The organism is Paenibacillus sp. FSL H7-0942 (genome assembly GCF_045040715.1).
GTDB classification, from domain to species: domain Bacteria; phylum Bacillota; class Bacilli; order Paenibacillales; family Paenibacillaceae; genus Paenibacillus; species Paenibacillus amylolyticus.
In genome coordinates, this window is record NZ_CP150279.1 from 3,989,011 (window position 1) to 4,001,578 (window position 12,568).

Genomic DNA, 12,568 nt, shown 5'->3' on the forward strand with positions numbered 1-12,568 from the left:
TTATTACAGTAAATGTGATTCGTTTGCTGGCTAACTTGGTTAATTATAACTATAAGTGCGTGTTCTAAAGACCGGTTTTCATAACTTATCCTATATTCAGGAGGTGCTGTCATGCTGCTCGAAGCCATGTATCATGTTCCTCGTGACAAATGGGCTTATGCTTATAATTCGTCTACCATACATCTGCGCGTACGAACCAAACGTAATGATGTGCAATACGTGACTGCACTGACCGGAGATAAGTACGATTGGAATGGAACGTACAAGGAAATTCAATTGGAGAAGGCTGCTTCGGATAACATGTTTGATTATTGGGAGGCTGCCGTCAAGCCACAATTCAAACGTCTCACCTATATATTTCGGATAACTGCCGGTTCAGAAGATGTTTTTCTTGCGGATAACGGAATTCATTATGAGACCCCCTATCCAACTGGAGGATATTATGAGTTCTCGTATATACATGAAATTGATGTGTTTAAGGTGCCCGAGTGGGCCAAAGAAGCCGTCTTTTATCAGATCATGACGGAACGGTTTGCTAACGGAGATCCCAAGCTGAATCCAAAAGAAACGCATGACTGGGGTGGCAAACCCGAGTTGGACAATTATTTTGGTGGAGATCTGCAAGGTGTGCTGGATCATCTGTATGACCTAACTGAACTTGGCGTGAATGCCATTTACTTTACCCCGTTATTCCAGGCCAATTCCTACCACAAATACGACACGATTGATTATAAAAAAGTCGACCCCCATTTCGGTGATAATGCCCTGCTTAAACAATTGACAGAAGAATGTCATCGCCTGGGTATACGTGTCATGCTTGACGCGGTGTTTAATCATTGCAGCGAAGACTTCCCTCCTTTTCAAGACGTTCTCCAGAATGGAAAAAACTCTAAGTATGCCGACTGGTTCCACATCAATGAATATCCGGTTCAGATCAAGGATGGTATACCAACCTACGATACATTTGGGTTCTATGGCAACATGCCCAAGTTCAATACAGCCAACCCTGAGGTTAAGGCATATCTACTCGATGTAGCTGAATACTGGATCAAGGAAATTAAGCTGGATGGGTGGCGTCTGGATGTAGCAAATGAGGTGGACAACCATTTCTGGCGTGATTTTCGCAAGATTGTTAAGGCAGCGAACCCTGAAGCCTATATTGTTGGTGAAGTATGGAGCGACTCCTTGACCTGGCTTATGGGAGATCAATTCGATTCCGTCATGAATTATCCATTTGCCGACAAAGTGCTTCAGTTCTTCTGTGGTTCAATGGACGGTTATAACTTTGCCAACGAGATGGGTTCACTTATTATGCGCTATCCGCAACAAACCAACGAAGTGATCTTTAATATGCTGTGCAGCCACGATACCCCACGACTGCTCAGCCGGTTAGGAGAAGACAAACGCCGTTTAAAGTTGTCGGTTGTATTTCTTTTCACCTATATCGGTACACCTTGTATCTTCTACGGCGACGAAGTTGGGATTAGTGGTGATGCTGACCCGGATTGTCGAAAATGTATGGAATGGGACCCGGACAAGCAAGACAGAGAATTGTATGATTTCTATCGTCTGATGATCGATCTACGCAAAAGCAATGAAGCCCTGCGCAAAGGACGCTTCCGATTCCTCAAGGCGGATCACAATGATCCCTGTATCGTGTACGAGCGTGTGGATGACAACCTTCACTTTACCGTATGGATGAACAATACACCTCAAGATCGAACGCTTTCTCATCCCATGGAAACAAAAGACTGGAAAGATGCATTAACTGAAGAGCCTGTGTTTCCAGCCGATGGAATGATGAACATTAAGCTTGACCCCTATGGGTATCGCATTTTGTACAGACAGCTTAATCCGGCGACCATCTAACACTACTGAGATTTAAATTCTGAACAGTCATATAAAAGAAAAGAAAAACACTTCCACCGTCTCAGATGATACTTCATTCTGAACTTTGGAAGTGTTTTTTTGGATGAGAAAAAGCCACAGCATCATGTGCTGTGACTCATTCAAGACTACATCAATTTACAGGGTCAAGTGTGATCCGACGATAGATATCCATATATTCTTCAGCTGAGACATTCCAGCTGTATTCTCCGCCCATTGCATTTTTCACAATTTTCTTCCAGTGTTCTGGCTGTTTGTAGATCTCCTCAGCACGCCGAATGGTACTCATCATGTCATGAGCGTTAAAGCTTGTGAATGAGAAACCATTACCTTCTCCAGTAAACTCGTTATATGCCTGCACAGTATCGTTCAGACCGCCTGTTTCCCTTACGAGAGGCACACTACCGTACCGCAGAGCCAGTAACTGACTAATACCACACGGTTCGAATCTGGACGGCATCAGGAAGATATCACTGCCTGCATAAAACCGACGGGATAATCCGTCGTTGAACTTGATCTGTGCAGACATTTTAAGTGGATAACGATTCGCGGCTTCACGGAACCAATGTTCATAGGACTGCTCCCCTGTTCCAAGTACAGCGAATTGAATATCATCATAATACAACAATTCATCCAGGATACGGCAGACCAAGTCAAGTCCTTTGGAATCCACAAGCCTTGTGACCATGACCATAAGAGGTACATCAGGACGAACAGGAAGTCCAAGTTCCTTTTGCAGCTCAATTTTGTTTTCCGTTTTCTTGGACAGACTTGTTCTGTATTTCACCGGGATCTTGGTGTCTGTAGCCGGGTTGTAGCTCTTGGTATCAATGCCATTTACAATCCCGCTGAATCGATCTCCAAGTGAACTAAGCAGTCCGTCCAGACCGTATCCGTAATAAGATGTTTTCACTTCCTGTGCGTAAGTTGGACTAACGGTTGTTACATGGTCAGCGTAGACAATTCCAGCCTTCAAGAAATTGACGTTACCGTAATATTCGGCTCCATCCACGGTGAAATATCGATCGTCCAGCTCAAGGATATCACTGAATAACTCATGCGGGAATACCCCTTGGTACAACAAGTTATGTATGGTGAATACCGTACGAATATCACTGTAGAATGAATCATGTCTGTAATGGGCTTCAAGCACCAAAGGAATCATTCCTGCATGCCAGTCATGACTGTGCAACACGTCAGGCTTGAACTCAATCTGTGGCAATACTTCGAGCACTGCACGGTTGAAGAAGGCGAAACGCTCGCCATCATCCATATAACCGTACACTCCATCACGCCCAAAATAATACTCATTATCCACAAAATAGACTGGAATCCCATCATGAACCAGCATTTCTATTCCACAATAGGGTCTGCGCCAGCCAAGAGGCACATCCGTTGTAATTACGGGCTGTAACGCGTCTTTATACTCATCGGGAATCCCCTTGTACTTAGGCATAATCACCCGCACATCTGCCCCGCTCTTCTTCAAAGCAAACGGGAGAGCACCGATTACGTCAGCAAGGCCTCCTGTTTTGATAAATGGATGTACTTCAGCAGCAGCAAATAGAATATTCATGCCTTTGTCCTCCTCTTCGGTTTGAGCGTGTTGCTTTCATTGTTATTCTTCGTTTTTGAACTGACGGAAGTTATACTCGCAGGTGATTCATCCGTTTTCCGACGTGTGTTCTTTTTTAGAATCACGATACTAAGCGGAGGCAATACCAATTCGAGACTATGCGGATGCCCATGAAAAGGAATCTTTTCGGTAGGCAGTTGCATATCATTAGTAATGCCTGAACCGCCGTAAACGGAATGGTCACTGTTCAGTACTTCGGTATACATACCGGGACGCATGACACCAATCCGGTAACGCTCCCGCTTGACCGGCTGAAAGTTAATGAGCACAAGGAGTGTATCCGCAGGTTTTTTTCCTTTGCGTACGTATGAAATGACACTCTGGTCCTGATCATCCGGAGTGATCCATTCATAACCGTCTAGGGAATGATCAAGCTCCCACAAAGCTTTTTCACTCAAGTACAGGTTAGACAGCTCACGCTCAAACTTATGCAAATTGCGGTGACTGTCATAATCCAGTAAGAACCAATCCAGTTGATCCTCATCTTTCCATTCGATGAACTGGCCAAAGTCTCCACCCATAAACAACAGCTTTTTCCCTGGGAAAGTCATAAAATAGCCCAGAAAAGCACGCATGCCGGCAAATTTCTGCTCATAAGTTCCTGGCATCTTGTCGAGGAGCGACTTTTTGCCATGAACAACCTCGTCATGAGACAGAGGTAGCACATAATTTTCAGCAAAGGAGTATACGACCGGGAAAGTCAGCAAATGATGTTTGGAAGGACGCTCATGAAAATCAGATTCCATGTAATCAAGCGTATCGTTCATCCAGCCCATGTTCCATTTGTAGTTGAAACCCAGACCACCTTCATCTACAGGTAAAGTCACCATAGGCCATGCACTGGATTCTTCAGCCATCATCAATGCATAAGGGAAATATTTGAACACTGTCTCATTCAGCTGCTGCAAAAAGGCTACAGCTTCCTTGTTCTCAAGACCACCTTCATCATTAGTACGATATTGTCCTGGCTGCTTCTCAAAATCAAGCCGAAGCATACTCGTAACCGCATCAACACGGAGTCCGTCAAAATGATACATCTCCATCCAATATAATGCATTGGAGATCAGAAATGAACGAATCTCAGGTTTCGAGTAGTCAAAGCTAAGTGTGCCCCAGCCTGGCTTCTCTGCTAACATCGGATCTGCATACTCATACAAAGGCGTACCATCAAACATACGCAACCCATGAGCGTCTTTGGCAAAATGTGCAGGTACCCAATCCAGCAATACGCCAATCCCTGCCTGATGTAGTGTATCCACTAGATACATCAGATCTTTTGGATGCCCATAACGACTGGTTGGCGCATAAAACCCTGTGTTTTGGTAGCCCCACGAAAGGTCATATGGATGCTCACTGAGAGGCATCATTTCAACATGTGTATATTTCATTTCTAATAAGTAAGGAACAAGCAAATCAGCCATCTCGCGATAACTATAGAGGCTTCCGTCTTCTTTGCGCTTCCAGGTTCCCATGTGCATTTCGTAAATATGTAGAGGTTTGTTATACATGGCACGTTGTTTGCGTCTCCAGGCTCCATCATTCCATTTGTACCCTTCGATTGAACTGGTGACAGAGGCTGTCTGAGGTCGAACCTCTGCTTGAAACGCATATGGGTCCGCTTTGAGCAATTCTGTTCCATCTTCCGTTAATATACGGAACTTGTATAAAGTTCCTTCGCTGATTTCCGGAAAAAAACGACTCCAAAATCCTGATTCGGGTATCTTATATAAAGGTTCCTTTTCGCCTTTCCATTCATTGCGGTCCAGAGCCAGTCCTACTTCTACGGCATTTGGTGCCCATACGGTAAAGCGATACCCCCGAAGGCCATCGCAAGTCTCAGGCTGCGCGCCCAACATTCGATAACTGTGATGAAGGTTACCTTCATGAAATAAATAAATATGCTCCGGCAATATGTCCGGGTGTGCTAACGGTTGAATGGCCAAGAGATCACCTTCTTCTCAAGAAAATAGATATAACAGTAACCATTACCCCAGTCTAGCCAAGTTGAAAAGAAAAATGCGGTGGTTTAGAAAATGTTGTCTTTTTTCTGAATTTTTACAGTAACAATCGTTTCATCTGCTCTACTTTGCGTTAATGATGTACTACAATGCACAATATTTTGGGAGGGAAACGATTATGTTTAATAAAGATTGCATCGCTATGCTGTTGGCGGGAGGAGAAGGGAAGCGATTAGCCCCTTTAACCTCGAGTATCGCAAAACCCGCTGTACCGTTTGGCGGGCACTACCGGATCATCGATTTTCCTCTCAGTAACTGCGTAAACTCAGGGATCGATACTGTAGGAGTATTGACGCAGTACCAAGCGGAATCTTTACACGATCACATCGGTGGAGGAGAACCATGGGGACATGGCAACTCAAGTGAGGCAGGAATATCCTTGCTTCCATCTTATCATACAGGAAATGACGAATACTTGGGAACGGCGGATGCTATTTATAAAAATATCGACTATATTGATCAACAAAACCCCGAAAATGTTCTAATTTTGTCGGGTGACCATATTTATCATATGAATTATCGCGATATGTTGGAGGCTCATCAAGCCAATAATGCCGCAGCAACGATTTCAGTTATGGAAGTTCCATGGGATGAAGCACATCGCTTTGGGATCATGGCTGCCGATGCTGATTTGCGTGTAACCGAGTTTGCCGAGAAACCGGCTGAACCAAAAAGTAATCTGGCTTCAATGGGCATTTACATGTTCAAATGGGATTATCTGAAACGCCATCTGTTGGAAGATGCCGCTAATCCTGAATCCAGCCATGACTTCGGTAAAGATGTGATTCCTCAAATGTTGAACGAAAATAATCCCCTCTTTGTCTATAACTTTAATGGTTATTGGAAAGATGTAGGTACGGTTAAGAGCCTATGGGATGCACATATGGATCTGTTACACAACGAGGAAGACTGGAGTCTGCAAAAAGAAAACTGGCCGATGTTTACTCGCGACTGGCGCTCCAAGCCAAGTGCTTACAAAGCAAGACATACAAAGATCGAACATGTTACTTCCATGATTCACGACTCTTGTGCAATCGAAGGTCGTTCAGAACGTTCCGTTATCTTCTGCGGTGCAGAAGTGGGTAAAGGCTCTGAGGTTAAAGACAGTGTTGTTATGCCTAACGCACGCATAGGTCGTGGTGTTCACATCGAACGTGCTATCATCGGTGAAGGTGCGATTATCAAAGACGGTGCAATTGTGAAGGGTACGGCGGATGAAATTGTTGTCGTTGGGCCTAACGAGATCGTCTCTGCCAAGCCGGCTGTCCGTACGCAACCTGTCCGTATATTGAAAGAAGTATATGAAAAAAGTGGGCGCCTGCGCGCTGGTGAACTTTCTTCATAATTAAATAAATAATATAAGAAAGGCGAGCCTCGGATGGCTCGCCTTTTTTGGTATTGATATGAGTGTTATGGAGCGTGCATGCTCGATCATCAGGCAGAAAAATCTCTTATCTTTTAAAACCTTAAGACTTTTCTAGATCTGATTTTGTATCGCTTGCATTACTAGCTGTTCGCTCATCTGTGACTTCAGCATCACCAGACGCGGTTACAGACTCTTCTGGACCCATCTCCTCAGCCACAGCCGGTAACGTAACCGTAACGGTTGTACCCGATCCGAGTTCACTTTGCATCGTGATCGTTCCCTCATGCAGTTCTACCAATTCTTGCGTAATCGCAAGACCTAGTCCCGTTCCCCCATTTTGATGATTCACTTGGAAGAAACGGTCCCGTACTTTAATTAAATGTTCTTCACTAATTCCGATACCGGTGTCCTGAACAGCTGCAATGATCTGACCATTCTCCTCTTTGACGGACAAGAAGATCCAGGAATTCTCATGTGAAAATTTGATCGCATTATCCACAACATTCAGGAAGACTTGTTTCAGTCTGTTACCGTCTCCATGGACATTATAAGCACGAGTCTCGTCCGTCTCCAACTTGAGATGGACCTGTTTTTGTTCCGCTTTGGCCCAAACATTCAACATCGTTTCCTGTACAATTTCACGAATGTTGACGGTTCCTTTGACCAGCTTCATCTGATTCTGCTGCAATTTGGAGAAATCCAGCATCTCTTCAACAAGTCCAATCAGTCGTTCGGTTTCCTTGGAGATAATACCCATACCGATACGGGTTTCTTCCGGATCATAACCGCCTGAATCCAGTGTCTCGCTCCAGCCCTTAATACTGGTCAGAGGTGTTCTTAATTCATGTGAGATCGAAGAGATAAAATCATCTTTGATCTGATTACTCCGAACAATCTCATGTGCCATGAAGTTAAGTGTTGATGCCAATTCGCCCAGTTCGTGCTTATAATTTCCCTTAACCCTGACATCCAGCCGCCCTCTGGCCATTTGAGCAGATACTGCGGTGATGTTGTTAATTGGACGTACAATGGAATTTGCCATACCAATACTAATGATCAACACTATAGCAAGCACGCCAACACCAACGGCAGCGGCGAGTAGTCCCATATTCAACAGCTTTGAATTCACATCTTCAAGTGAAGTCAGATATCGAATAACATAAGTATTTTCGCCGCCCAGATCAAACTTGTGTGAAACGGCCATGACAGATTCTCCAGTACCTGGTTGTCTTCCAATCCAGCGTCCCATATCCCCATTCAGAGCCTGCATAATATCACTGGTTTGTAGCACAGCACGGTCAGATTCAAAAGCAGTCGAACTCGCCAATACGCGCCCGTTCAGATCCAAAATTTCCAATTCAGTATTGGACAATGCCAAGTTCACAAGGAGTCTAGACAGATTATTGCCATCCTCCGTAGTATTCTCACGAGCGATCGGCTCGAAAAAGTCCTTTGAATTAGAAATGTGGGTACTAATCGTATTGTAGATACTCTCATAATAATACCTTTGAACTGCCAACATAAATACGAATTCGACCAACAGCAGAGCGAGAAAAACTACAAAGAAATAATGTAGTACGATCTGCCGAGTAATGCCTTTTTTAATCATTGCTCCCGGCCCTTCCATTTGTACCCGTGACCCCATACAGTCTGCAGGTATTCGGGCTCGGAAGGATTGTTCTCAATTTTTTGACGCAAACGACGAATGTTGACATCCACAATTTTTGGATCACCCATGTACTCTTTTCCCCATACGTGATCTAACAATACATCGCGGCTGAGCGGTGTATTTTCTTTTTCCAGGAAAAACTGAATCAAGGAAAACTCCGTTGGAGTCAACTCAATGGCTTCATTCTGTTTTTTGAATTGCTTCGAGATCAGGTCCAGTGAAAATGGCCCGGACTGGAACGTAACCTTTGCCGCAGTTTCCCGATGCACATTCACGCGGCGTAACAATGACTGAATACGTGCAATCAACTCTGTTGGGCTGAAAGGCTTGCTGACGTGATCATCTGCACCAACTGAGAGTGCGTACACTTTATCCTGTTCCTGAACTTTGGCGGTCAAAAAGATGATGCCCAGACGTTCATTGGTTTCACGGATCCGTCGACACACCTCGAATCCATCAATACCTGGTACCATGACATCCAGCAGAGCCAGATCAATATCCGGTACTGTCTGCAGTATGCGAAGCGCTTCATGACCGTCACCCGCTTCAAGCACTTCGAATCCGTTTCTCTTTAAATTAATCACTATAAAACTGCGGATGGATTCTTCATCCTCAAGAATAAGTACTTTACTCATTAAGTTCTCCCTTTCTATTCAGCTGAGAAGTATTGCTCAGTGCATCTTTACCCGCCTCTGATTGTGCTACCCGTGAAGCAATAACCCGATCTTTGGTACGTGTAATTTCCTTCCAGCTTTTACCCTTCTCCTGTTCCCACTTGGAAAGGGTGAAATATTTGATCTCTGCTACGGTTTCGTCCGTATCAATCATTTTAAATCGAATATATTTTTCCTTCTCCGATTTGGTGTCAATAGTAATCTTACCGTACCACTCTGGCTTGAGATTTAGATGGAATAAATCAGCATCATCTCGGAATTGGAATGAGACAAATTTCTTGCTATCTTTGCCATCCCACTGATAATAGGTGTAAAACCACAACCGAGAGTCAAATACGTAATGCTCCCAACCTTTTGGAGTCTCTTTGAGCCCAAACTCAATAATACCATCATTATCAACATCACCGCTTAAAATTTTGTCATCTCTATACGTTTGATCCGGTGATTTGAAAGCATTGACTAACTTGTTATCTTTAACATACATAATTTGCGAGAAGGAACTCCGATCATCCAGCTCGGCATCCAGTACAATGCCCATCTGTCCTTTGGCAATCTCTCCGCCCAGAGCATTATAAACTTCTTTAACGGTATAATCGGTCTGCACCCGATCAACTTCCTTGAAGCTGCCATCTTCGTACTGGTATAACGCAATCGTTGCAAAACCGCTGTTGTTCAGCGAAATGATAACAAAATCACTTTTACCATCTCCGCTCAAATCCAGCGTGTTCCCTTGCGCATCATCAATGATATATTGATTATACGGAACTCCACCCAAGACCTGCTCCAGTGCCCCGCCCTTGTAGGAATATGCAGTCAGGGCTTTCTGCTCCTGCAGGCTTACACCAAGAATAATATCCGGATTTCCGTCATTCGTAATATCCAATACTTTAAAGGATTGCAACTCATTTCCCGGCACATCAAATGTAAGTTTTTTAACCCATGTGCCTCCCTGCTCTTCCAAAATCATGCCATGGATTCGCACATTCTCATTTGGTGTCTCATAAAAAACAATCGCTTCCCGAGTTCCATCCCCATTCAGGTCTTCCACCCGAATCATGCTGGTATTATTCATATCCTTGGGACGAATCAATGTACTCTCTGGCGGCAGTTTAACCTGAACCACGTTGTACAGTTTCTCCTTATCGGTGGACATCATTGGTTTTCTCATCAAACCCTTGGGGTCACTTATGACTGTGCATCCGCTTAGAACAGAACCAAGCATAATTGCCATAGTTCCTGCTGCTACAAAGCGTCCCCACCGTGAATTAAACAATCTCATCACTCTTTTCAATAGTTTAAATCTGGTTTTTTTCTTGCTGTGTCAGTCTTCGTCCACGAATATCAAAAGCAATCTTGCCTTCTGCCAATCCCCAGATCCGTGTGGCATGTTTCTCAGCAAGTTCAATAGGCAGTACTGCAATGACTGTTGCACGTTCTTCTTCACATAATTTGCGCAGCGTTTCCAGCACCGAATCTGCTGTGTGAGGGTCAAGACCAATCACTGGTTCATCCGCCAAAACGACTTTGGCACCGTGAGCAAGTGCTCTTGCAATAGCAACACGCTGCTTCTCGCCACCACTGAGCTTCTCTGCTATTTGATGTGCTTTATCAAGTAATCCCAATCCTTCGAGATAATCCATAGCACCCATATAATCATCGGAACGTACCATACCGGTTACCATTCTCCATACAGGAGTCTGACCTGATCGTCCGATTAATACATTTTTAAGAGCCGTACGTCTAGGATATAATTCTGGATTTTGTTCCAAGTATGCCCATTCCCGTTTGATTTTCCGTTTTCCGGACCAGCCTTCTTTCAAAATCTCGGCGCCATCCACCGTAAACCGGCCGGAATCCCATTTTTCCATCATGGCCAAACATTTAAGCAACATGCTTTTACCGCTACCGCTTGAGCCAACTACAGCTATCATTTCACCCTGTTGCATATCAAATCGAATATCCCGCAGAACGGGAACGCGGTCCACGCCAACGGATTTACTCAAGTTCTCTACTCTGATCATCGCGATGTCTCCTCTTGTCCATGTTTTTCCCTACCACTAGTGTACTCGGAAATGGACATCAATTTCCATGCGAACACCAGCTTCTATTTTAACACAGATTCGAACTCAGGTTTACGACGAAATAATATACCTGCCACGCCGAAAAGAAGGTACATGATTCCGAGCAAGGTGAACATGCTTCCGGGTGAAATCCAGTTGATCATCTGACCACCCAGATTCGGTCCAATAATACTTCCAATCGTGAAATGAAAGGATGCCACAACGTTGGCTGCAGGCAGCAACACCTTAGGCAAAATGTCTGCGGCATAGGCCAGCCCTAATGAGAAAAAGGAGCCGACCAGGCCACCTGCGATTGTTAACAATACAAGCGTCCACCAGAAATGCGTACCTGCGACTGGAACCAGCATGAAGATGATTCCCCCGCTGATGCCCGCAAACATCAATATCTTCTTCCGCCCATATCGGTCACTCAACATTCCGAGAGGTAATTGAAGGAACAAACCTCCAATCCCGATAAAAGGAAGCAACGACGAAATCTGATTGGTATCAAATCCAATACGCAGCCCATACACGGGGAAGTTACTATTCATACCTGCTTCCATATATCCGTATAAGAGTGCTGGTAAAAGTGCATACCAAGCCCATGCCAGACTACGACGGAATCGACGTTCCGGCAGTTGGCCATGCTCTGCTTTTTCCGGTTTTGTATCCGGAAGCTTCATTAATACCAGTATAAGCACTGCTGCTATACAGATGAACAAGACCCAGAAAGGGACAGCATCACCGAAGCCAAGCAGCTTAATTCCCAGCGGACCAATACTGAATCCCAGCCCGTAGGACATGCCATATAGTGATATGTAGCGTCCACGCTTTTCAGGAGCGGTAACAAGTAGCACCCAGAGCTGAGCCGCATAATGAAGTGCGCTGTCTCCTATTCCAACGATCAGACGCAATATGAACCATATTTTAATATCTGGTAAATACGGAAATAGTATTAAAGGGACCATGACTAATATCAGGCCACCTACAATCAACTTTTTGAAACCGAATGCACCCAGTAGTCTCTCCGCAACGAGAGTCATGGCAAAAGAGCCAATGTACAATGCGGCGGCGTTTAATCCGTTTAAACCTGGTGAAACCCCTTTTTGCTCCAAAAAAATCGAAAGCACAGGCAGCAAAAGCCCCTGACTTATTCCCGCCACCACAATAACCGTAATCAAAATGAGATAGTTCGCTGTCGAGTGTGATAGTTTGGGACGAGTAATCGATGACACGAATTCATTCCTCCTGCGAGCAC

General features: G+C 44.5%; 9 protein-coding genes. 2 read left to right on the forward strand and 7 right to left on the reverse strand.

Translation table 11 applies throughout. The features are described 5' to 3' along the window. The first annotated feature begins 111 nt into the window (after positions 1-111). On the forward strand, positions 112-1,869 hold the full coding sequence (locus MHI48_RS17730) for an alpha-glycosidase (RefSeq protein ID WP_076328540.1): 1,758 nt from the start codon (positions 112-114) through the stop codon (positions 1,867-1,869). A 151-nt stretch (positions 1,870-2,020) separates the two neighbouring features. Here MHI48_RS17730 and glgA read toward each other — a convergent pair whose 3' ends face one another. After that, entirely contained in the window at positions 2,021-3,463 is a 1,443-nt protein-coding gene (gene glgA / locus MHI48_RS17735; RefSeq protein WP_074095456.1) for a glycogen synthase GlgA, read from the reverse strand. After that, positions 3,460-5,466 (reverse strand): 1,4-alpha-glucan branching protein GlgB, encoded by a 2,007-nt coding sequence (gene glgB / locus MHI48_RS17740; protein ID WP_076328539.1) that lies wholly within the window; start codon positions 5,464-5,466, stop codon positions 3,460-3,462. Before glgB ends, glgA begins: the two co-directional genes overlap by 4 nt. Positions 5,467-5,659: 193 nt before the next feature. Between glgB and MHI48_RS17745 the strand changes: the two genes are divergently transcribed. Beyond that, complete coding sequence (locus tag MHI48_RS17745; protein ID WP_076328538.1) at positions 5,660-6,886, forward strand: glucose-1-phosphate adenylyltransferase; 1,227 nt, start codon at positions 5,660-5,662, stop codon at positions 6,884-6,886. A 121-nt stretch (positions 6,887-7,007) separates the two neighbouring features. On the opposite strand, the gene MHI48_RS17750 is transcribed toward MHI48_RS17745, so the two are convergent. The 5 genes from MHI48_RS17750 to MHI48_RS17770 all read right to left on the reverse strand — a co-directional run bounded on the left by MHI48_RS17750 (position 7,008) and on the right by MHI48_RS17770 (position 12,545). Continuing rightward, the gene (locus tag MHI48_RS17750) at positions 7,008-8,516 is read right to left on the reverse strand and encodes a HAMP domain-containing sensor histidine kinase (protein ID WP_076328537.1); all 1,509 of its coding nucleotides are present in this window, start codon (positions 8,514-8,516) and stop codon (positions 7,008-7,010) included. After that, positions 8,513-9,211 carry a response regulator transcription factor gene (locus MHI48_RS17755; protein WP_017688086.1) on the reverse strand — a complete coding sequence of 233 codons (699 nt, stop codon included), beginning with the start codon at positions 9,209-9,211 and terminating at the stop codon, positions 8,513-8,515. The genes MHI48_RS17750 and MHI48_RS17755 overlap by 4 nt, the downstream gene beginning before the upstream one ends. Next, on the reverse strand, positions 9,204-10,418 hold the full coding sequence (locus MHI48_RS17760; RefSeq protein WP_143780983.1) for a hypothetical protein: 1,215 nt from the start codon (positions 10,416-10,418) through the stop codon (positions 9,204-9,206). Before MHI48_RS17760 ends, MHI48_RS17755 begins: the two co-directional genes overlap by 8 nt. 127 nt (positions 10,419-10,545) lie before the next feature. Then, entirely contained in the window at positions 10,546-11,271 is a 726-nt protein-coding gene (locus MHI48_RS17765; RefSeq protein ID WP_076328536.1) for a phosphonate ABC transporter ATP-binding protein, read from the reverse strand. Positions 11,272-11,354: 83 nt separating this feature from the next. Then, a complete protein-coding gene (locus MHI48_RS17770; RefSeq protein WP_076328535.1) occupies positions 11,355-12,545 on the reverse strand; it encodes an MFS transporter in 1,191 nt (396 codons plus the stop codon). Between the last annotated feature and the right edge of the window lie 23 nt (positions 12,546-12,568).